This window comes from Desulfacinum hydrothermale DSM 13146 (genome assembly GCF_900176285.1).
In the GTDB taxonomy this organism is placed as follows: Bacteria; Desulfobacterota; Syntrophobacteria; order Syntrophobacterales; family DSM-9756; genus Desulfacinum; species Desulfacinum hydrothermale.
Map to the genome: position 1 here is coordinate 25,211 of NZ_FWXF01000024.1, position 20,869 is coordinate 46,079.

17 protein-coding genes and 1 other RNA gene are annotated in these 20,869 nt (G+C 61.3%); 16 read left to right on the forward strand and 2 right to left on the reverse strand.

Annotation, left to right across the window (positions count from 1 at the left end):
- The first annotated feature begins 2 nt into the window (after nt 1-2).
- The 11 genes from B9A12_RS15315 (at nt 3) to B9A12_RS15370 (ending at nt 14,156) form a co-directional block, all read left to right on the forward strand.
- Nucleotides 3-1,235, forward strand: coding sequence for a lipoprotein-releasing ABC transporter permease subunit (locus tag B9A12_RS15315; RefSeq protein WP_084058976.1), 1,233 nt, complete (start codon nt 3-5; stop codon nt 1,233-1,235).
- Nucleotides 1,228-1,923 carry an ABC transporter ATP-binding protein gene (locus tag B9A12_RS15320; protein WP_084058977.1) on the forward strand — a complete coding sequence of 232 codons (696 nt, stop codon included), beginning with the start codon at nt 1,228-1,230 and terminating at the stop codon, nt 1,921-1,923. Before B9A12_RS15315 ends, B9A12_RS15320 begins: the two co-directional genes overlap by 8 nt.
- A 37-nt stretch (nt 1,924-1,960) precedes the next feature.
- Nucleotides 1,961-4,618 carry an outer membrane protein assembly factor BamA gene (gene bamA / locus B9A12_RS15325; RefSeq protein WP_084058978.1) on the forward strand — a complete coding sequence of 886 codons (2,658 nt, stop codon included), beginning with the start codon at nt 1,961-1,963 and terminating at the stop codon, nt 4,616-4,618.
- A gap of 375 nt (nt 4,619-4,993) precedes the next feature.
- Nucleotides 4,994-5,527, forward strand: coding sequence for an OmpH/Skp family outer membrane protein (locus B9A12_RS15330; protein ID WP_170920657.1), 534 nt, complete (start codon nt 4,994-4,996; stop codon nt 5,525-5,527).
- A gap of 44 nt (nt 5,528-5,571) precedes the next feature.
- Nucleotides 5,572-6,630 (forward strand): UDP-3-O-(3-hydroxymyristoyl)glucosamine N-acyltransferase, encoded by a 1,059-nt coding sequence (lpxD, locus tag B9A12_RS15335; protein WP_084058980.1) that lies wholly within the window; start codon nt 5,572-5,574, stop codon nt 6,628-6,630.
- Nucleotides 6,614-7,042, forward strand: coding sequence for a 3-hydroxyacyl-ACP dehydratase FabZ (fabZ, locus tag B9A12_RS15340; protein WP_084058981.1), 429 nt, complete (start codon nt 6,614-6,616; stop codon nt 7,040-7,042). Before lpxD ends, fabZ begins: the two co-directional genes overlap by 17 nt.
- Before the next feature lie 21 nt (nt 7,043-7,063).
- Nucleotides 7,064-7,837 (forward strand): acyl-ACP--UDP-N-acetylglucosamine O-acyltransferase, encoded by a 774-nt coding sequence (gene lpxA, locus B9A12_RS15345; protein ID WP_084058982.1) that lies wholly within the window; start codon nt 7,064-7,066, stop codon nt 7,835-7,837.
- A gap of 17 nt (nt 7,838-7,854) precedes the next feature.
- Complete coding sequence (gene lpxI, locus B9A12_RS17410; protein WP_212636972.1) at nt 7,855-9,780, forward strand: UDP-2,3-diacylglucosamine diphosphatase LpxI domain-containing protein; 1,926 nt, start codon at nt 7,855-7,857, stop codon at nt 9,778-9,780.
- Between the two features lie 60 nt (nt 9,781-9,840).
- On the forward strand, nt 9,841-10,992 hold the full coding sequence (lpxB, locus tag B9A12_RS15360; RefSeq protein ID WP_084058983.1) for a lipid-A-disaccharide synthase: 1,152 nt from the start codon (nt 9,841-9,843) through the stop codon (nt 10,990-10,992).
- Complete coding sequence (msbA, locus tag B9A12_RS15365) at nt 10,980-12,725, forward strand: lipid A export permease/ATP-binding protein MsbA (RefSeq protein WP_084058984.1); 1,746 nt, start codon at nt 10,980-10,982, stop codon at nt 12,723-12,725. Before lpxB ends, msbA begins: the two co-directional genes overlap by 13 nt.
- A 126-nt stretch (nt 12,726-12,851) precedes the next feature.
- Complete coding sequence (locus B9A12_RS15370; RefSeq protein WP_170920658.1) at nt 12,852-14,156, forward strand: 3-deoxy-D-manno-octulosonic acid transferase; 1,305 nt, start codon at nt 12,852-12,854, stop codon at nt 14,154-14,156.
- Here the strand turns inward: B9A12_RS15370 and B9A12_RS15375 are convergent.
- The gene (locus B9A12_RS15375) at nt 14,140-14,763 is read right to left on the reverse strand and encodes a zinc metalloprotease (protein WP_139796679.1); all 624 of its coding nucleotides are present in this window, start codon (nt 14,761-14,763) and stop codon (nt 14,140-14,142) included. The two genes, B9A12_RS15370 and B9A12_RS15375, sit on opposite strands and share 17 nt — an antisense overlap.
- Before the next feature lie 187 nt (nt 14,764-14,950).
- Here B9A12_RS15375 and B9A12_RS15380 point away from each other — a divergent pair, with 187 nt between their 5' ends.
- The 5 genes from B9A12_RS15380 (at nt 14,951) to B9A12_RS15400 (ending at nt 20,007) form a co-directional block, all read left to right on the forward strand.
- The gene (locus tag B9A12_RS15380) at nt 14,951-15,250 is read left to right on the forward strand and encodes an HPr family phosphocarrier protein (RefSeq protein ID WP_245802471.1); all 300 of its coding nucleotides are present in this window, start codon (nt 14,951-14,953) and stop codon (nt 15,248-15,250) included.
- 140 nt (nt 15,251-15,390) lie between these two features.
- A complete protein-coding gene (ptsP, locus tag B9A12_RS15385; RefSeq protein WP_170920659.1) occupies nt 15,391-17,217 on the forward strand; it encodes a phosphoenolpyruvate--protein phosphotransferase in 1,827 nt (608 codons plus the stop codon).
- Nucleotides 17,218-17,226: 9 nt separating this feature from the next.
- Nucleotides 17,227-17,712: an SsrA-binding protein SmpB gene (gene smpB, locus B9A12_RS15390; RefSeq protein WP_084058988.1), complete on the forward strand. Its 486-nt coding sequence runs from the start codon at nt 17,227-17,229 to the stop codon at nt 17,710-17,712.
- Nucleotides 17,713-17,834: 122 nt separating this feature from the next.
- Nucleotides 17,835-18,191, forward strand: a transfer-messenger RNA (tmRNA) gene (gene ssrA, locus B9A12_RS15395).
- A 481-nt stretch (nt 18,192-18,672) separates the two neighbouring features.
- Nucleotides 18,673-20,007, forward strand: a complete 1,335-nt coding sequence (locus tag B9A12_RS15400) for an acetamidase/formamidase family protein (RefSeq protein WP_084058989.1) — start codon at nt 18,673-18,675, stop codon at nt 20,005-20,007.
- Nucleotides 20,008-20,442: 435 nt separating this feature from the next.
- On the opposite strand, the gene B9A12_RS15405 is transcribed toward B9A12_RS15400, so the two are convergent.
- Nucleotides 20,443-20,869, reverse strand: a 427-nt coding sequence (locus tag B9A12_RS15405) for an REP-associated tyrosine transposase (protein ID WP_170920660.1), incomplete at its 5' end; no start/stop codon positions are given.

The following is a 20,869-nucleotide window of genomic DNA, read 5'->3' on the forward strand; positions in this document are numbered from 1 at the left end:
CCATGAACTTTGAGCTCTTCGTCAGCCTCCGCTACCTGCTGGCCAAGCGCCGCCAGGCCTTCATCTCCCTGATCACCGTCATTTCGGTTGCCGGGGTGGCCGTAGGGGTGATGGCTCTCATCGTGGTGCTGGCGGTCATGAACGGATTCCAGCAGGATCTGCGCGATCGCATTCTCGGGGTCACCTCCCACGCGGTGATCGGGCACTTCCAGGGAAACTTTTCCGACTACCGCAAGGTGGTGGAACAGGTGGAAGAGGAAGACGGGGTGGTAGCGGCCACCCCTTTTGTGCTCACCCAGGTGATGATGAGCTCGGGTCGGTCCGTGGCGGGTGCGATCCTCCGGGGGGTGGACCCCGCCAGCGCCGGCCGCGTTACGCGGATCGAAGAAAATCTCCAAAACGGCCCCCTGGCCTCGGCACTGGCCCCCGCCCAGGGCCACGACACCCCGGGCATCGTCTTGGGGGTGGAGTTGGCCGCCCGGTTGGGAGTGCAGAAGGGGGATTACGTGACGCTCATTTCCCCTGCGGGACGCCTCACCCCCGTGGGTCGCGTTCCCAAGAGCCGCCTGTTCCAAGTAACGGGCTTTTTCAAGTCGGGTATGTACGAATACGACAATAGCCTGGCCTACGTGCACCTGCGCGAAGCGCAGAAGCTCTTGGGCATCGGGGAGACGGCCACGGGGGTGGAACTGCGGGTTCGGGACATCTACCAAGCGGGAGCCATCGCTGAAAGGCTTCAAAAGCGGCTGGGTTATCCCTTCTGGGTTCGGGACTGGATGCAGATGAACCACAACCTCTTTTCGGCCTTGAAGCTGGAAAAGACGGTCATGTTCATCATCCTGACCCTCATCATCCTGGTGGCGGCCTTCAACATCGTCAGCTCCCTCATCATGATGGTCATGGAAAAGACCAAGGACATCGCCATCTTGAAGGCCATGGGCGCCACCACGACCCACATCCGGCGCATCTTCGTCTACGAAGGGCTTCTCATCGGCGTGGTGGGAACGACCCTGGGTCTCCTCGGCGGGTTTGCACTGTGCGGGCTTCTCAAGAGATACCAATTCATCGAGCTTCCCCGGGATGTGTATTACATCTCCACCCTGCCGGTGCGCCTGGAGACCTTGGATGTCATTCTCATCGCCTGCGCCGCCATCGCCATCTGTTTGCTGGCGACCTTCTACCCGTCCCGGCAGGCGGCCAAGCTCCAGCCGGCGGAGGCACTGCGCTATGAATGACAACCACCAGGGCGCCCCGGAAATTCATGCCATGGGCATTGCCAAGGTCTTCAACAAGGGCCCGCAACGGGTGGAGCTCTTTCACGACCTGGAGCTGGTGGTGCCTAGAGGGCAACGGCTGGCCATCGTGGGGGCCAGCGGAGTGGGGAAATCCACGCTCCTCCACATCCTGGGAACCCTGGATCGGCCCACGGCGGGCAAAGTCCTCTTCGGTGGGACCGACGTGTACCAGTGGGAGGATGGACGGCTGGCGGACTTTCGGAACAAGCACATCGGCTTTGTCTTCCAGTTCCATTACCTCCTGCCCGAATTCACCGCCCTGGAAAACGTGATGATGCCGGGCCTCATCGCCGGACTTCCCCGCAAGACGATCCGGGAGAAGGCCTTGGAGCTCTTGGAGCGGCTCGAGATGATTCACCGCCGCGATCACCGCCCTGCCGAGCTTTCCGGCGGTGAACAGCAGCGTGTGGCCATCGCACGGGCCCTGATCCTGGAACCCCCGGTGCTCTTGGCCGATGAGCCCACCGGGAACCTGGACACCAAGACGGCCCGGGCCTTTCATGACCTGCTGGTCTCGCTCAACGAAGACCTGCAGGTGACCATGGTCGTGGTGACCCACAACCAAGAGCTGGCTTCCATCATGCACCGCACCCTACACCTTTCGGACGGACGGTTGCGACCCGTATGACAAACCCGCATCCAGGACTTGGACAAGGAGCATCGCGATGGTGAAAAGGGTTGGCATTGCCGCACTGATCTGCCTCCTGTGCGCCGGCTTGGCGAAGGCTCAAAGCCCGGATCCCCAGCAGGTCCCACGAGTAGCCGTTCTGCCCTTCGCGGCTCATACGGCAACCCCGCGACCTCAACTGGGTCTGAACGTGCAGGAACTGCTGGCCCAGCAGCTCGTTGCTGAGGGCATGGACGTGGTGCCCCTTCCGGAAACCCGAAAGGTGAGCGGCCAGACGGGCATGGGCGACGAGGCAAAGGCGCTGCAGGCCGCCCGCCGGCTCCAAGCCGATTTCGTGCTTTTCGGGAGTTTGAGTCAATTGGGTCAGAAGGCCAGCCTGGATGCCAAACTGCTGGATGTGAGCGGGCAACGAAAGCCCCAAGTCCTTTTTGCCGAGGGAGTCCTGGAGGATCTCACCGGGGCGGCCCAAGACCTGGCCCAACAAGTGGCGGTGCGCCTTCTGGCCAAGGCAGTCATCGCCGACGTGAGGGTCCGGGGAAACGAACGCATTGAAGCCGACGCCATCCTGGTCAACGTGGAAAGCCGCAAGGGCGACCTGCTCCGAGAGCATACGATCCAAAAGGACATTCGGTCCATCTTCAAGATGGGGTATTTTGAGACGGTGGCCGCGGACGTGACCGATTCGGACAAGGGCAAGATCATCACCTTCGTGGTCCGGGAAAAGCCCACGGTGGTGGATGTGAAGGTGGAAGGAAACGATGACATCGACGAAAAGAACATCCTGGCGGCCATCGCCACCAAGCCGTTCACCGTTTTGCAAAAGAGCGTGGTGACCGAGGATGTCAACCGCATCATCAAGCTCTACCATCAGAAAGCCTACTTCAACGCCAAGGTCACCCCGGACATTCAGTTTCCCCGGGATCCCCGCAAAGCCGTGGTCACCTTCCGGATCCAGGAAGGGCGCAAGCTCTATACCAAGAAGATCCAATTCACCGGCAACAAACACTTTTCCGACCGCAAGTTGCGCGGCGTGATGGAGACCAAGCAGCGGGGATTTTTCTCCTGGTTCAGTGACAAGGGCGTTCTGGACCGGGAGGTTCTGGAAACAGACCTGGACCGCGTGACGGCCTTCTACCACGATCACGGCTACATGGACGCCCGGGTGGGCACGCCTCAGATCGAAAAGCGGGAAGACGGCTTCTATGTGACCATTCCGGTGGTGGAGGGGGAGCGCTACACCATTGCTTCCGTGGATGTACAGGGGGATCTGCTGGAAACCACCCCCAAGGTCAAAGAAGAGTTTGAGCTCAAAAAGGGCGATCACTTCAGCCGGGAGAAGCTGCGAAAGGATTTGGATCGTCTCACCAAGCACTACATGGACCAGGGATACGCCTACGTGGAAGTGAACCCGGGCATCAAGCGCGATCCGGCCACCCACAGGGCGGACATCGTTTACAACGTGCGGAAGGGCCCGCTTGTGCACATCGAGCGGATCACCATCGCGGGCAACACCAAGACGCGTGACAAGGTCATCCGCCGCCAGCTGCGGCTGGCCGAGGGGGACCGGTTCAGTTCGTCCGCCCTGGAGCGGAGCAACCTGAATCTCAAAAAGATCGACTATTTCGAGGACGTGGAGATTCAGCCCTCCGAAGGATCCACATCCGATGCCATGAACCTGCACATCAAGGTGAAGGAAAAGCCCACGGGGGCCATCAGCGTGGGCGGTGGCTTTTCCTCCGACGACGGCCTTTTTGTGGGCGGCGACATTGTGCAGCGGAATCTTTTCGGACGAGGCCAGTATGCGGCCATCAAGGCCTACCTGGGTGGGGAGACTTCCCGGTATTCCATCAGCTTCACGGAGCCGTGGCTTTTCGACACCCCCCTTTCCGCCGGCTTCGATATCTACAATTGGTACCGAGAGTACACCGATTTCAACAAGGACGCCATCGGCGGCAAGATCCGTTTCAGCCACCCCTTCGGCAACTGGAGCCGCTGGTATCTTTCCTACGTCTTTGAAAACGCCAAGGTGAGCGATGTGGACGAGGACGCCTCGCTCATCATCAAGGACCAGGAAGGCCGCCAGATCAAGAGCAGTCTCATTGCGTCGGTGGAACGCGACAGTACGGATGACCGCTTCTTGCCCACCCGCGGCTCCACCCATTCGCTTACGGTGGAATACTCCATCCCCTACCTGGGAAGCGATTCGGACTTTGTGAGCGTGGTGGCCAACACCGGCTGGTACATCCCGCTGTGGTGGAAGTTCATCGGCTTCGTCCACGGCAAGGCGGGCTATATCTTCGAGTTGGATAAGGAAAAGAAGCCTGTTCCCATCTACGAACGGTTCTTCCTGGGCGGCATCAACTCCATCCGCGCCTTCGACTGGGGGGAAGTGGGCCCCAAGGATCCCGACACCGGTGATGAGATCGGCGGGTTGAAGTTCGGACTGGTGAACCTGGAACTGCTCTTTCCGCTCGTCGAAAAGATCGGCATGCGCGGCGTGGTCTTTTTCGATGCCGGAAACGCCTTCGACCGGGACGAAAATTTCAGCGTGAGCGATTTCCGCACGGCGGCCGGCGCCGGCATTCGATGGAAGTCGCCCATGGGACCGCTGCGCATCGAATGGGGCTACAATCTGGATCCCGAGCCGGGGGAAAGCACGAGCAAGTGGCAGTTTTCCATGGGGGTCTCCTTTTAGGAACCCGTCCGAAAAGGGCCTTTCAGCCTTTCGGGAGGTTTTTAACTGGTTGAAATTCCGCTGTCCCCTGTGGCTCTTTGGGAGCCTCGTAGGGGCGGGTTCGGAGCCCGCCCTACTTCCGCAAGGCAAGGCCCGTAGCGCGGGTGCCTCTGGTACCCCAACCTCCCGTCCACATGGGAAGGACCCTGGAAGGACGGGCGGTTGGGGACCGGCAGCCGGGCCCGTGCGGTCGACCTGGCTCATGCCCGTCACGCCATGCGGGCACTTCCCAGGAACTCCTTTGTGGGGAGCGCTTGGGGAGCTACAATACGGCCACTTGAAAAGCAAAGAGATGGAATCCACGGCACTTGGACCCAAGGTAAGGAGGACGTTTTCATGAGGACACAACGCATCTGGGTGGTACTGATCGCAATCTTCGCTGTGGTGCTCTCCGCAGGTTCAACCCATGCCGCATCGCCCAAGATCGGCTATTTCGACCTGCAGGCCGTCCTGGATCAGTCCCAGTGGGGCAAGGAGGCCAAGGCGGAGTTTGCGGCCAAAAAGGCGGCCTTGCAGAGCAAGGTGAAACAAAAGGCCAAGGAATTCGAAGAGTCCAAGCAAGCCTTCCAAAAACAGCAGATGATGCTGGACGACAAGGCCAAGAAAGAAAAGCTCCTGGAACTTCGGCAAATGCAGGTGGAAGGCGAAAAATTGCTCATGCAGACCAACACCCAGCTCAACAAGCTCAGTCAGCAACTGACCAAGCCCATCATCGACAAGATCATCAAAATCGTTCAGTCCATCGGGAAAAAGGAAAAGTACGACTACATCTTCGAGGTCCAAAAGGGCGGTCTGGTCTATGCCACGGACAAGACGGACCTGACCAAGAAGATCATCAAAGAGCTTGACAAGGCCAAACCGAAAAAGTAACGGTCCCGGCTCGCAAACGGGACTCGGAAACGGACGGCGGGAACATGGCGAGCAAAGAGTACACGCTACAGCGGATGGCGGAGCTTCTGGACGTGGAGTTCCAGGGCCCGCCGGATCTGGTGATCCGGGGGGTGGGCCCCCTTCAGGCGGCCGGACCGGACCAGCTGAGCTTTCTGGCCAACCCCAAATACAAGGCTCAGCTGGAGTCCAGCCGAGCCGCAGCGGTCATCGTGCATCCGTCCGTCCAGGGAGTGACACGGCCCCGCCTGCTGTCCTCCAACCCCTACTGGACCATGGCTCAGGCGGCCCAGCTTTTCCATGAACCGCCCAATCTTCCCGTGGGCGTCCACCCCACGGCCGTGGTGGCTCCGGACGCCGTTATCGCCCCGGATGCGGCCATCGGAGCGCTCGTTTACGTGGGCCCCGGATCCTCCATCGGAGCCGGCACGCGCCTTTACGGCCACGTGCACATCGCCGGGAACGTCACCGTGGGCGATCAGTGCCTGATCCATCCCAACGTGACCATCCTGGACGGCTGCCGCATCGGCAACCGGGTGGTGATCCATTCGGGAACGGTCATTGGAAGCGACGGCTTCGGGTTCGCTCAAGACGACCAGGGCCGCTCCACCAAGATCCCCCAGACGGGTATCGTGGTGATTGAAGACGACGTGGAGATCGGGGCCAACTGCGCCGTGGATCGGGCCACCTTCGGGGTCACCCGCGTCGGGCGCGGTACTAAGATCGACAACCTGGTGCAGATCGCCCACAACGTGGATATCGGGGAGCATTCGATCATCGTGGCCCAGGTGGGCATCGCCGGAAGCGTCACCTTGGGAAAGCACGTGGTTCTGGGAGGCCAGGTGGGCATTGCGGGACACCTCACGGTGGGCGACGGCGTTCGGATCGGCGCCAAATCGGCCATCGCCCATTCCGTCCCACCGGGGCAGGATCTTCTGGGCATCCCCGCCGTGGCGCACAAGGAATGGTTTCGAAATTGGGCCAACTGGAAGAGGCTGCCTCGTATGCGCGAGGAGCTGGCCCGCCTCCGGGAACGGGTGGAAGCCTTGGAAAAGGAATGGGAGCGCCATGGAAAAGACCATTGAAGAAATCATCGCTGCCCTGCCCCACCGGTATCCTTTCCTGCTCGTGGATCGCATTCTGGAAATGGGCGACGACGAGATCGTCGGGCTCAAGAACGTGACCATTAACGAGCCGTTCTTCCAGGGGCATTTTCCCGGTCACCCCATCATGCCGGGGGTGCTCATTATGGAAGCGCTGGCCCAGGCCGGCGGCATCTTGGCCTTCTCCATGCTGGGAAACGACGCCGGAAAACCCGTCTATTTCATGGGATTGGACAAGGTGCGCTTCCGCCGCCCCGTGCGACCGGGCGATCAACTCCTTTTGAAACTCAAGGTCCTTCGCCGCAAGGGACCGGTCTTCAAGATGAAGGGCGAAGCCTACGTGGGCGACCACCTGGCGGCCGAAGGGGAACTCATGGCAACCATTGAACCGTAGCAAAAGAGGAAACGCGCTTAGATGACCATTCATCCCACAGCAGTCGTGGATCCGCAAGCCGAGTTGGCCGAGGACGTCACCATCGGCCCCTACGCTGTGATCGGCCCCCATGTGCAGATCGATTCGGGCACCGTGGTGGGCTCGCACACCGTCATCGAGGGTTGGACCAAGATCGGCCGCAACAACCAGATCAGCTCCTTCGCCGCCATCGGCTTCCCACCCCAGGACCTGAAGTACCAGGGTGGGCCCACCCGCGTGGAAATCGGCGACCACAACATCATCCGCGAATACGCCACCATCCATCGGGGCACGGAAGGCGGGGGCGGTGTGACCCGCATTGGGAACGGCAATCTCATCATGGCCTACGTGCATGTGGCCCACGACTGCATCCTGCACCATCACGTCATCATGGCCAACGCGGCCATGCTGGCCGGACATGTGACCATCGAGGACCACGCCGTGGTGGGAGGCCTGGCCGCCGTGCACCAGTTCGCCCGGATCGGCACCCACGCTTACATCGGTGCCAAGGCGGGCATCAAGAAGGACATCCCACCCTACATGCTGGCCACGGGCTACCCGGCCAAGCTCTACGGGCCCAACACGGTGGGGCTGAGGCGCAAGGGGTTTTCCCGGGAGACCATCCAGGGCCTGAAGCAGGCCTATAAGGTTCTGTTCCGAAGCGGACTCACGACGGCCGAGGCCGTGCGGCAGATCCAGGAAGAGCTGGGCCACATCGCCGAGGTGAAGTGCCTGCTGGATTTCGTGGCGGGATCCCAAAGGGGACTCACCCGCTGAGCAGACGGACACGATCCATGAACCAGGACACGACACGACGCATCGGGTTGATCGCAGGGGGCGGGCAGTTTCCGCTCCTTTTTGCTGAAGGGGCCCGCCAGGCCGGCTATGGCGTGGTGGCCGTGGGCTTCGAGGGGGAAACGGACCCCCAGTTGGGGGACCACGTGGACCGCTTCCACCTCATCAAGCTGGGCCAGCTGAACAAGCTCATCAAGGCCTTCAAGAACGCCGGCGTCACTCGGGTCGCCATGGCCGGCGCCATCAACAAGACCAATCTCTATGCCCGCATCCGGCCGGACTGGCGCGCCTTCAAGCTGCTCGGAAGGCTTCACAACAAAAAGGACGACTTTCTGTTGCGCGCCCTGGCCCAGGAATTGGCCAGTGAAGGAATCCATGTCGAACCTTCCACCCTCTTTCTGCCCAACTTGTTGGCTCCCGAAGGCGTTCTCACCCGTCGGCGTCTGAACGCCAAGGAAAAGCGCGACGTGGCCTTCGGCTGGGACATGGCCAAGGCCGTGGGCCATCTGGATATCGGACAGTGCCTGGTGGTTAAAGACCAGGCGGTGCTGGCCGTGGAAGGGATCGACGGAACCGATGCCACCATCCTGCGGGGCGGCAAGCTGTGCCGGCAAGGAGCGGTGGTGGTCAAGGTGAGCAAACCCGTCCAGGACCTTCGCTTCGATGTCCCCTCCGTGGGACTCCAGACCATTGAAATCATGAAGGAGGCCAAGGCGCGCGTGTTGGTGATCGAAGCGGGCAAGACCCTGCTTTTCGATCGAGAGCGGGTCATCGAGGAAGCCGACAGGGCGGGCATCACCGTGGTGGCCCTTGCCAGTCCCGAGCCAACGGTGGAAATGACGCAGGAATCGAAACCGACCGATCCTCCCGTCCGCCCCTCCGCCCAGATCCCCGTCTCGCCCCCCGTCCTCACCTTTCCGCCCCCGCGCCCCGACGCCCTCAAAGTGGGCGTGGTCGGCGTGGGCTATCTGGGCAAGTTTCATGCGGAAAAGTACGCGCGCCTTCCCGAGGCCCAGCTGGTCGCCGTCGTGGACATCGAATCCCAGCGGGCTCGGTCCGTGGCGGAGCGATTGGGGTGCCGGGCGGCGGCGGACTTCCGTGACATCCTGGGCCAGGTGGATGCGGTGAGCATCGCTACCCCCACACCGTCCCACTTTGCCATCGCCAAAGACTGCCTGCAGGCGGGCGTGCATGTGCTGGTGGAAAAGCCCGTGACCCGCTCCCTGGAGGAGGCCCAGGAGCTGGTGCGCCTGGCCGACGAAAAAGGGCTGGTCTTCCAAGTGGGGCATCTGGAGCGGTTCAACCCGGCTTTTCGTGCCGTGGAGCCCCACGTGCGCCATCCGCTCTTTCTGGAAACTCACCGGCTGGCGCTTTTCAATGAACGGGGCCTGGAGGTGGACGTGATACTCGATCTCATGATCCACGACATCGACATCGCCCTGCACCTGGTCCAGGCGCCCATCGCCACCGTCTCCGCTTCCGGGGTTCCGGTTCTCACGTCGCTTCCCGACATCGCCAACGTGCGGATCGAATTCCAAAACGGCGCCGTGGCCAACCTCACCGCCAGCCGCATCTCACTCAAGAACCTTCGGCGCCTTCGCATATTTCAGGAAAATCGCTACCTGGTCTGCGATTACGCCAACCGCCGGGCCTTTTCTTTCAGAACGGAAGACCCGCCCGATCACACCGGTTATCCCGAGATTAGCACCGAGGAACTGGACGTGGTGGACTTCGACGCCCTGGAAGAAGAGATCGCCGCCTTTCTCCGCGCGGTCCGATCCCACTCCCGGCCCGTTGTGGACGGCCGCCAGGCCATGATGGCGCTCAAGGTGGCCTTGGAGATCTCCCGCCAGATCAACGAACGCGTCCAGATGGCTGGGGAGACGCTTCCGGCGGTGAAGCGCCCGATCCCGGGTGAGGGGTAAGAGGTGAAAGGTTCCACGGATCAGCGGTCGCGGGTTTCGGACCACAGGCCACGAAAACCGATGAAGATTTTCGTAAGCGCGGGGGAGGCGTCGGGAGACCTCCATGCCTCTTCCCTGGTGCGCGCTATGCGCCGGGAACACCCCCACCTGCAGGTGAGCTGCCTGGGAGGTCCCCGATTGGAGGAGGCAGGCGCCCGCATTCTGGTGGACAACCGGGATCTTTCGTTGATCGGTGTCCTCCAGGTTTTGCCCAAGGCTCGCACCCTCTATGGCGCTTGGAGGACCCTCAGGAACCATCTGGTGTCGAAACGCCCCGACCTGGTGGTTCTGGTGGACTTTCCCGACTTCAACTTCCTACTGGGCCGTCTGGCTCATCGACTGGGCCTCAAGGTCTTCTATTACATCAGCCCGCAGGTCTGGGCCTGGCGCCGCGGTCGGATCCGCTCGCTCAAGCGCTTCGTGGACACCATGGCGGTGATCCTGCCCTTCGAAGAGGCCTTCTATCGCCGCCACGGCATGCGGGTCCACTACGTGGGCCATCCTTTGGCGGACACGCTGGCCCACGTGCCGGACAAGGCAGCCTGCCGAAAGGCCCTGGGATTGGACGGCGAGACCCATACCGGGTCCCGGAGCGCTCGCACGGTGTGTCTTCTTCCCGGAAGCCGCCGTGGAGAGGTGCGCACCTTTCTGCCCCTGCTTTTGGATGCCGCCCGAAGGCTCTATCGCCGCCACGGGGATCTCCAGTTCCTACTGGCCGCGGCGGCCGAACTGGACCCGTCTTCCCTGCCTGGCCTTGGCTCCTTTGACGACCTTCCCCTCCGGATCGTCCACGGAGACACACACCGGGCACTGCGCGCCTGCGATCTGGCGGTGGCCGTTTCCGGAACCGTCACCCTGGAAGCGGCGCTTCTGGGAACGCCCCTGGTGATCGTTTACAAAGTGAGTCCCATTGAGTACCATGCCGGGCGTTTTCTCATCCGGGTGCCGTTCATCGGGCTTCCGAACCTGGTGGCGGAACGGCGGATATACCCGGAACTCCTTCAGGAAGACGCCTCGCCTGAGCGGATCGCCGGTGAGGTGGAACGACTGCTGACCCAACCCCGCGCCCTGGAAGAGCAGCGATCGGGATTGCGGGAGATTGCGCGGCGCGTGGGCGGTCCCGGGGCCGCCCGCCGCGCGGCGCGGATTGCCTTGAGCCTATGCGTTTCTTAGATCCTGCCGGACAGATCGCCCTCCGGCGTCTCATCCAACTGATCCGCCCCCACCTGCGCCGCCTGACTCTGGCGGGAGGCTGCATGCTGGCGGCATCGGCCACCAGCGCCGTGACGGCCTACCTGATCAAGCCGGCCATGGACGAGATCTTCATCAACAAGGAGGTGGCCATGCTCAAGCTCCTTCCGGCCGCCTTCCTGCTGGTGTCCCTGCTGAAAGCCATCTCCGAATGGGGCAGCACCTACTTTTTGCAGTCCGTGGGGCTTCGAGCCGTGGCCGATCTTCGCCAGCAGCTCTTCAACCACATCCACGACCTGCCCCTGGGCTTCTTCGACAAGGCCAAGACGGGCGTGCTCATGAGCCGCATCACCAACGACGTGAAGGAAATCCAGATGGCGGTGACCCGAGCGGTCACGGGCATGGTCAAGGACTCCCTCACGGTGGTGGGGCTGATCTTCGTGGTCTTTTACCAGAACTGGAAGCTGGCCATCATCGCTGTGGCCGTTCTGCCCCTGGCCTTCTATCCCCTGGTGCGCTTCGGAAGGCGGCTTCGAAAGCTGGCCAAGAAACGCCAGCAAACGGTGGGAAGCCTCAACACGGTCCTCCACGAAAGCTTTTCGGGCGCTCGGGTTGTCAAGGCCTTCACCATGGAGGACCACGAAAAGCGCCGCTTTGCCGAGCAAAATCGCGGCGTCCTCCGCTATCAGCTGAAGACGCTGCGCATCAACGCGCTGTCCAGCCCGCTCATGGAGTTCATTGGTGCCATCGGCATCTCCGCCATCATCGGCTACGGCGGGTACCAGGTGGTCACCGGCGCGTCCACGCCCGGCACCTTCTTTTCCTTTCTGGGCGCTCTGCTCATGCTGTACAAGCCCGTCAAAAGCCTCAATAAGCTGAACAGCACCCTGCAGATGGGCATCGCCTCCATGATCCGCGTCTACGAAATCCTGGACCGAAAGACCGACATTGTGGAAAAGCCGGGCGCCGCGGTGTTGGAACGGGCCCAGGGCGCCGTGGAATTCCGGGACGTGTCTTTTGCCTACGATACCGAGCCCGTCCTGAAAGAGATCAACCTCCGGGTGCGTCCCGGCGAAATCGTCGCCCTGGTGGGAAGCAGCGGCGGCGGCAAGACCACCCTGGTCAATCTCATCCCGCGCTTCTACGACGTGAGCCGGGGAGCGATCCTAGTGGACGGGATCGATGTGCGGGACCTGAACCTGCGATCCCTCCGCAACCAGATCGCCATGGTGACCCAGCAGAGTTTTCTCTTCAACGACACGGTGCGAAACAACATCGCCTACGGGGCCCCCTGGAAGGACGAAGAGGCCATTGTCGAAGCCGCCAAGGCCGCCTACGCCTATGACTTCATCATGGAACTTCCCAACGGCTTCGATACCGTGGTGGGCGAACAGGGGGTCATGCTTTCGGGTGGACAGAGGCAACGGATTTGCATCGCTCGGGCTCTGCTCAAAGACGCTCCCATCCTCATCCTGGATGAAGCCACCTCGGCCCTGGACAGCGAATCGGAACAGGCGGTGCAACGGGCCCTGGAAAACCTCATGCGCGGGCGCACTACCTTCGTGATCGCCCACCGTCTGTCCACCGTGCAGATCGCCGATCGCATCCTGGTGATCAGCAACGGCCGGATTGTGGAGGAAGGCCCCCATCAGGCCCTACTGGCCCAAAGGGGAGAATACCGCCGACTCTACGACATCCAGATCCAGCGCGGCTGAATGGATGGCCGGGTGACGGAGCGAGACGTTCCTTCGCCCATCGGCGCAAAAGCACAGCCGCATGACCTGCGAAGAAGGCATCCCCCAGGAGCCGAGACCCACCACGCACGGATGACGGCCCAGCCCATGGAAACCCTTTTCCACCTTACCTACAATGCGGTGATGACGGCGGCCTGGCCCGCTTTGTGGACCTACTATCGGCTTTCCGCCGCCACTTCGGGAAAGTATGCAACAACCTACCGCCAGCGCCTGGGATTGGACCTCCCCGAACGGCAGGACTCTCGCCGGCGCCCCATCTGGATCCACGCCCTGTCCGTGGGTGAGACGCTTTCGGCGGTTCCGCTCCTTCGGGCTCTCCGCCACCAGTTTCCTTCCATACCCTTCGTCTTTTCGACGGCCACCGAAAAGGGCCTGCTCATGGCCCGAAGCCGCGTGGAACCTCTGGTGGAAGGGCTTTTCGTCCTTCCCCACGATCACCTCTGGACCATGCGGCGCCTGGTCCGAAATCTTCAGCCCCGCCTGTTCGTCCTGGTGGAAACGGATCTGTGGCCCAACCTGCTAAGAGAGCTCCAAAAGAACCGCACACCGGCGGTACTCGTCAATGCCCGCCTTTCCCCCCCCTCCTACGCCCGATTCCGCCGCATCGCTCCCATCGTCTCGCCCCTTTTTGAAACCTTTTCCGCAGTCTTCGTCCAGTCTTCCCTGGACGCGGAAAGGTTCCGCTCCCTGGGCGTCTCGGCGCGCCGGCTTCATGCCACGGGCAACCTGAAATTCGACCATGCGCTGCTGCAGGCGGAAGGGATGCAAGACGAGGCCCAGAAGACGATCCTTGCCACACGGCCAAACGGAAGGCGCCGACCCGTGTGGATCGCCGGAAGCACCCATCCGGGAGAAGAACCCCTTCTGGTGGAGGCCCACCGCGCCGTGCTGGCCCGACACCCGGACGCTCTGCTGGTCCTGGCGCCCCGCCATATCGAACGGGCGACCCACATCTCGGCCTTGTGCGCCCGGTCGGGCTTGCGAGCCGCCCGGCGCAGCCACCGTGACCCGGTGCAGTCCGCTCCCATCCTCATCCTGGACACCCTGGGCGAGCTGGCCCGCTGCTATGCCCAGGCGGACGCCGCCTTCATCGGCGGAAGCCTCATCCCGTCCGGCGGTCACAACCCACTGGAAGCCTCCGTTCACGGGGTTCCCTGCTGCTGGGGCCCCCATCTTTTCAATTTTCGGGAAATGGAAGACTTTCTGCTCCAGGTGGGATGCGGCCGCGTGGTCCGCCAGGCCGCCGATGTGGCCGCTTTCGTACTGGAATCCTTCGCCCGTGCGGACACCCCGACCGCCCGTCATCCGTGCCGGGAAGCGGTGCGCAATAACGCCGGCGCCGCTCAGCGAATCGCCCGTCTCCTGGCCCTTTCCGTCATGAACCGCCCATGAGCAACCCATAAATGCCCGCGCTCAGGTGCCCTGTCCAGGCGGCCAGCCCGTTGTGACAGGCGGCAACCTCCCAGACCACCAGCCCCGTCAGCACCAGCGCTCCCGCCCAGTCGATTCCCTTGGCCGTGACATCTCCCCCCGGGAGCAGCAACGCCAGAGCCCGTCCCACCGCCAGGGGCGGCAGTGGGATCAGAAAATTGGCCACGGCGAATTGCAGGTTCACCGCAATGCAGATCTTGAACATGGCGGAAGAAAAGAGCAGGTCGTGGAGGGTGCTCACCACCCCGGCCAGGACCAGATTTCCCAGGGATCCCGCCAGGTGGGCCACCAGCGGGTAACTCCAGTGCCCCTTCAGGTCTTGGGTGGACAGGCGCGGCGGTCGCGTCCAGCCCCAGCCGGCCAGAACCATGACCGGCAAGGCGCGCACATCCAGATAAGCTATGGGATTGAACCGAAAGGGAATCTTGGCCTGGGCTGGGGACGGCTTTTGGATCAATAGGCCGAAAAAGGCCCGGGCTTCCCCGTGGATGGTGACGGCCAGAAGCAGCCCCACCACCACCCCCAAGATTTCGTCCAGGCTCCGCATCGTGTATGGTACGACGGTCATGGAATCCTCCTTCGTTGTCCCATAGTGGGGTTCGGGGTGCTGTTTTCCTCCTTATCACACGGGCCGAAAAGCGCTCAAGGAATTGCCCGGATCCGCCGATGCAATAGGCAAGGCCTCCGTGCCCCCCAGGTTGACTTGCAACACCCCCTGTGTTAATTAGCGACCACTTTTGGAAGGAAGAAAGGCAATGGGTTGGATGGCATTGGCGGATCAGGTGGCGGAAATCGAGCAGGAATTCATCGTTACCAACCAACTGGGTTTTCACGCACGGGTGGCCGCCCAGATCGTTAAGACGGCATCCCGGTTCCGTTCCGATATCTGGCTCATCAAGGATGAGACAACCGTCAACGGCAAAAGCATCCTGGACGTTTTGAGCCTCCAATGCCCGAAAGGAGCCACCGTGAAGGTGCTCACCCGTGGCGAGGACGCGGAGGACGCCCTGAAGGCGGTGGCGGAGCTGTTTCAGAACAAGTTCGGAGAATCCTAGAGGCCACCGGCCTGTTCCTGTAGAGCCTCTTTCCGGGCACCCCAATCCAGACACCGAGACGGCGCTATTGCCGGGGCACAGGCGCCCCGATTCCACTGAGCCCGCTCGGTTTTTTATTGGACGCTCACAGGAGGCGACTTTTGCGAGGCACATCCATGGACCCCAGGTCGCGCACACTGAAGGGTTTCGGCGTTTCGCCGGGCATTGCCATCGGCAAGGCCTTCCTGGTGGATGCAAGGCACATCCCCATTCCGTTCTACACCTTGAGCACCGATGAACAGGTGGCCCGGGAATGCGCCCGGTTCGAGGAAGCCGTGACGGAAGTGGAGCGGGATCTGGAAACGATCAAACAGTCCATCCATCCGGACCTGAAGGAACAGGTGCACATCCTGGAAGCCCACCAGCTGATCCTTCGAGACCGTTTGCTCTACGACCAGACCCTGGATCTCATTCGCCGGGAACGGCTGAACGCCCTGTGGGCGCTCAAGCGATCCCTCAACAAGATCACGGAGATCTTCCAGTCCATGGAAGACGAATACGTGCGCAACCGGGTCACCGACGTGAGCAGTGTGGGCGAGCGGATCATGAATCGCCTGGCGGGCCGAAAGGCCAACGCCTTCGACGAGATCCGGGAGCGAGTGATCATCGTGGCCCAGGACATCTCTCCGGCCGACGCAGCCCAGATCCAGCTGGAAAAGACCCTGGGCTTCATCACCGACATGGGCGGACGCACGTCCCACACCTCCATCATGGCGGGAGCCCTTGGCATTCCGGCCATCGTGGGGGCGGAGCAGGCGACGCGCACCATCCGGACAGGCGACCTACTGATCCTGGACGGATCCAGCGGCACGGTGGTGGTCAACCCCACCGAGGAGCAGATCGGCGACTATTATGAGCTTCAGGACGCCCTGGAAACCTACCTCAAGGAGATCTCCCGCAAGGCCCACCTGCCCGCCTGTACCCTGGACGGCCACAAGATCAACGTGGAGGCCAACATCGAGTTGCTGGAGGAGGTGGTGGCCGCCAAGGACCACGGGGCGGAAGCCGTCGGCCTTTACCGAACCGAATTTTCCTACATGAACCGGAGGCTGCCGCCCACCGAAGAAGATCTCTACAACGAATACCGGGAACTGGCGGAACTCATGGCGCCCCTTCCCGTCACCATGCGCACCCTGGACCTGGGTGCGGAAAAGATGGGTCGGTGGCATCCCGGCATCGAGCAGCAGAACCCGGCCCTGGGGCTTCGGGCCATTCGGCTGTGCCTCCATCACGTGGATCTTTTCAAGGTCCAGTTGCGAGCGATCCTCAGGGCCAGCGCCGCCACTCGCAACATCCGGCTCATGTTCCCCCTCATCTCCGGGGTGGGGGAACTGCAACGAAGCAAGGCCATTCTGGAGGAAGTGAAGTCGGAGCTGCGCCGGGAAGGCCGCGACTTCGACGACAAGATGTCCGTGGGGGTGATGATCGAGGTGCCTTCGGCCGTGGCGGTGGCCGACATGCTGGCGGAAGAGGCGGATTTTTTCAGCATCGGCACCAACGACCTGATCCAGTACACGCTGGCCATCGACCGGGTGAACGAGCACGTGGCCCATCTCTTTGACCCTTTGCACCCGGCGGTTTTACGACTTATAAGACAGGTGGTCTCCACGGCGCACAAGGCGGGCATTCCCGTGACGGTATGCGGTGAGATGGCCGGGGAGCCGCTCTATGTTCCCATGCTGCTGGGGCTGGAACTGGACAGCCTCAGCATGAATCCCCAGGCGATCCCCCGCGTGAAAAACCTTCTCCGCCGGGCCCAGCTTTCCGACTGCCGCCGTTTTGTTGCGGAAGCCCTCACCATGCGAACCGCGGCGGAGATTCGCGAGGCCCTCCAGGACATGGTGCTGCGGGTCTTTCCCGAGGAGTTCAAGTTCTTCGACCCGGAGGCGCTGCAGCCCAAATACCGGTCGAGCGAACCATACGTTTGAGGCGTTGGCATGGCACAAAAAAAGAACCGGAATCCGGACGGCATCAAGATCGTCTGCCAGAACAAGAAGGCACGTCACGACTTCGAAATCGTGGAAACGGTGGAAGCGGGCCTGGTGCTTCAGGGAACGGAAGTGAAGTCGCTGCGCGAGGGCCGGGCCAACCTGAAGGACAGCTACGCCAAGATCAGGGGGGGCGAGGTCTGGCTCTACGACGTGCACATCAGCCCCTACCCCCACGCATCCTACAACAACCACGAACCGGAACGGACCCGCAAGCTCCTGCTGCACCGGCGGGAAATCCGGCGCCTTTTGGGCAAGACCCAGGAAAAGGGACTCACCCTGGTGCCCCTGAAGATCTATTTCAAGAGGGGAAAGGCCAAGGTGGAACTGGCCCTGGCCCGCGGGAAGAAAGCCTACGACAAGCGCCAGAGGATCAAGGAAAAAGAGGAAGCCCGGGAAATGGACCGGCTGCGGAAAAAGTACCATATCAGTTGAGCCAAGGGATTGGGCCCAACGCTACCGCCGGCTTCGGAATGTTCCACAAAGCGGTTGACGAAACCGGATGGGGTGATTAAAAATAATGGGCTTACAGAGATCAATCAACAACCTGCCAAAAGGGGGGCGAAAAGGGTTCGACGGAGGTAGTGAAGCTTAAGGAGCATGCCGGGGGTCCTGACCGCCCGTTATCCGGTTGGGGTTAAAGACAAACGCAGACGACTATGCGTATGCCGCAGCCGCTTAGCGCGGCTGCCGTTCCTTCGGCCTGAGCCCGTAGGGCCGTAAGGAGCGTCGACTCCACGGGATAGCTTCCGCGGCCTTGCCCACAGCCAAGGAAGCGAACATTGAGTGGGCTAGCCACCGAGGGATCCGGTCACGGGGAGCCCGAGGGAGCGAAAGCCAGATCCGTGACTAAGCATGTAGAGCCTTAAGTGGAATGCCTTCGGACGCGGGTTCGATTCCCGCCGCCTCCACCAGTCCAAACTCCCAGCAAATGCAGGTGGTTACATAAACCCCGGAAGACAAAGCATCTTCTGGGGTTTTTGGTTTCTTAATAGCCCTAGAGAATCCATTGATAACCAGGTTATTTGGGGAGGTATCGGTAAGAACACCGAAGTCTCTGTTTCAACAATGCCCCCACACCCAAGTAACACCCCGAAGCCGCTATACACATAAAAGTCGTCCAAATGCCTCTACCCTCTGTGCCAATGCAGATGAAACCTCCACCGCCTTTCTAGGCCGCAAACCTATCATGTGTCCCTTTACTCGGAAGACACCCCACCACTTTGCCCCCTTTTTCAAATCAGCCGCCCTCGGCTTATCTTATGGTCCCGTTTCTGAAGACCACCATACAAAATAGCGAGGACCCGGGGTGATGTGGTCTGGCGGGCCTTCAAGGGTTATGATGATGGAGTCGTGTTGTGATCGGAAGGTCCTCCCAAACACAAAGGAGAAAAAATGGCGAACCAGCCCTTGGAAAAATACGAACGAACAGGGGGGAATCAGACGGTATTCGTCAACGAATTCACCAACGGCATCCTCGATCCCGGGAAACCGATGCTGGGGCCTGTGGCCGATGGCGGGCACATTGTTGCCAATACGGCACCTGGTTGTTGGGGCCCGATGATCACGCCGGAACTGCGCGGCGGTCACGAAGTCACGGTTCCAGTGGCGGTCGCGGGCGCGGAAACAGGGGATGCCATCGCCATCCGCATCCGGGATATTACCGTCACCTCACTGGCGACGGCTTCCGGAAACGATGTTTTCATGGACGGGCGCTACAACGGGGATCCCTACGTCGCGCGCCGCTGTCCGGGATGTGGGACCCCCAATCCAAAGACAAAAATTGAGGGGATCGGCCAAACAGCCGTACGCTGCATCGAGTGTGGAGCGGATGCCACGCCGTTTAACTTCACGCATGGCTATACCATCGCTTTTGACCCTGATTATCAGGTGGGGATCACTTTGGACCAGGCCGCCGCGGAGCAAATCGCCCGGGACGCCAAGCGCTATGCCGCACTCCCGGACAAATCCATCCAGAACTCCATTCTAACATTTGCTCCGCACGATCTGGTTGGCCTCATCACCCGCCTGCGCCCTTTCCTTGGACAACTGGGCACAGCTCCTGCGGTGCCCATGCCCGACTCCCACAATGCCGGCGATTTCGGTTCGTTTTTGATCGGAGCTCCCCATGAATATGCCCTGACCGCCGAACAGCTTGAAAAGCGCACCGACGGACATCTGGATATCAGCGCCGTGCGCACCGGAGCCATCCTCGTCTGTCCGGTAAAGGTACCGGGGGGCGGGGTGTACTTGGGTGACATGCACGCCCTCCAGGGTGATGGCGAGATTGCCGGGCATACCTGCGACGTTTCCGGAACCGTTACGTTGCAAGTTAACCTGCTCAAAGGTCTGGAGCTGGACGGCCCCATTCTTTTTCCTGTGTTGGAAGATCTTCCGTTCCTGGCCCGCCCGCTTTCTTTGGAAGAAAAAGCGCGAGCGGAAAAGCTCGCTCGTCACTACGGCTTGGCCACGTTGGAAGAGTCTCTGCCCATCTCGGTGATCGGATCCGGCCCCAATCTCAATGAAGCAACTGAGAACGGGTTGGAGCGCGCTGCAAGACTCCTGGAGATGAGCGTGCCCGAGGTCAAGAATCGGGCCACCATAGCCGGAGCTATTCAGATCGGTCGACATCCCGGGATCGTGCAGGTCATCCTGCGCTCTCCTGTGGATCGCCTCGAAAAATTGGGGCTACTGCCGTTGGCCATGGAACAGTACGGCAGCCCTCTCTGAATCTGCGTAGCAGGACAGCAAGTGTCATCTTCCGGCCGATAATGGTCCAGTAGTTGTCAGCCAAACTGGTCCAAGGATTTTCGGCCGAGGTGGTCCACTGAGTTTCACCCGAGATGGTCCAGTCGTTGTCGGCCCAAGTGGTCCAGTGAGGTGCCAGTGCGGTTCCTCCGAATAGCGCATGGTCTCCTCTCGCCTACACGTGAGAGGAGCAGCCTATGCGCAAGCGCAGGAAAACGACCGTGGGACCGCACGGCAATCGAGGGTGAACCGAAAGACGGTGGCCACTATCGGAGGTAGTCGGAAAAACAGGGGCTTTTGGAAAGGTAGTTGCCCTCGGTGGAAGCACTGAGCGGAATGCTTGAGGAAACGTTCGCACCCTCCGAACCTACGCAGGCAAAAGGTGGAGGTTGCCGCAATTTATAGTGATCCATGCCTTCACGCCATCTCCTGTCTATACCGCGCACTGGACCACATCCACTCGTGCTGATTTTTACACAACCCTGCCTTCACGGGGTTCTTGTGTATGTAGGCGATCACCGCATTCAGATGGTGCTGGTCGCGAATGTATCGATCCCAATAGTCTCGCATCCAAAAACGCTTGCCGGGCACGCTGATCCCCAGCTCGGCGGCATGCGCCAGCGCCCACCGGCCGGTGTAGGATTTCCACGACTGCACAATCTTGGACAAGAGAGCCTGCTGTTCGATCAGCACATGCACATGGTTGGGCATCACGCACCAGGCCAGAAGCCGGTAGCGTGAGCCGTCGAAATACCAAAGGGTATTCTGCATCAAGGCGGCAAGACGTGGATGGCGCAAGGCGCAGCAGCCCATGCCCGCATCCAGCCACGCTTCGATTCGCTGA

Excerpts from the sequence above, each read along its gene's own strand:
- B9A12_RS15315 (WP_084058976.1), top strand. The coding sequence starts at position 3 with ATGAACTTTGAGCTCTTCGTCAGCCTCCGCTACCTGCTGGCCAAGCGC.
- B9A12_RS15320 (WP_084058977.1), top strand. The coding sequence starts at position 1,228 with ATGAATGACAACCACCAGGGCGCCCCGGAAATTCATGCCATGGGCATT.
- bamA (WP_084058978.1), top strand. The coding sequence starts at position 1,961 with ATGGTGAAAAGGGTTGGCATTGCCGCACTGATCTGCCTCCTGTGCGCC.
- B9A12_RS15330 (WP_170920657.1), top strand. The coding sequence starts at position 4,994 with ATGAGGACACAACGCATCTGGGTGGTACTGATCGCAATCTTCGCTGTG.
- lpxD (WP_084058980.1), top strand. The coding sequence starts at position 5,572 with ATGGCGAGCAAAGAGTACACGCTACAGCGGATGGCGGAGCTTCTGGAC.
- fabZ (WP_084058981.1), top strand. The coding sequence starts at position 6,614 with ATGGAAAAGACCATTGAAGAAATCATCGCTGCCCTGCCCCACCGGTAT.
- lpxA (WP_084058982.1), top strand. The coding sequence starts at position 7,064 with ATGACCATTCATCCCACAGCAGTCGTGGATCCGCAAGCCGAGTTGGCC.
- lpxI (WP_212636972.1), top strand. The coding sequence starts at position 7,855 with ATGAACCAGGACACGACACGACGCATCGGGTTGATCGCAGGGGGCGGG.
- lpxB (WP_084058983.1), top strand. The coding sequence starts at position 9,841 with ATGAAGATTTTCGTAAGCGCGGGGGAGGCGTCGGGAGACCTCCATGCC.
- msbA (WP_084058984.1), top strand. The coding sequence starts at position 10,980 with ATGCGTTTCTTAGATCCTGCCGGACAGATCGCCCTCCGGCGTCTCATC.
- B9A12_RS15370 (WP_170920658.1), top strand. The coding sequence starts at position 12,852 with ATGGAAACCCTTTTCCACCTTACCTACAATGCGGTGATGACGGCGGCC.
- B9A12_RS15375 (WP_139796679.1), bottom strand. The coding sequence starts at position 14,763 with ATGACCGTCGTACCATACACGATGCGGAGCCTGGACGAAATCTTGGGG.
- B9A12_RS15380 (WP_245802471.1), top strand. The coding sequence starts at position 14,951 with ATGGGTTGGATGGCATTGGCGGATCAGGTGGCGGAAATCGAGCAGGAA.
- smpB (WP_084058988.1), top strand. The coding sequence starts at position 17,227 with ATGGCACAAAAAAAGAACCGGAATCCGGACGGCATCAAGATCGTCTGC.
- B9A12_RS15400 (WP_084058989.1), top strand. The coding sequence starts at position 18,673 with ATGGCGAACCAGCCCTTGGAAAAATACGAACGAACAGGGGGGAATCAG.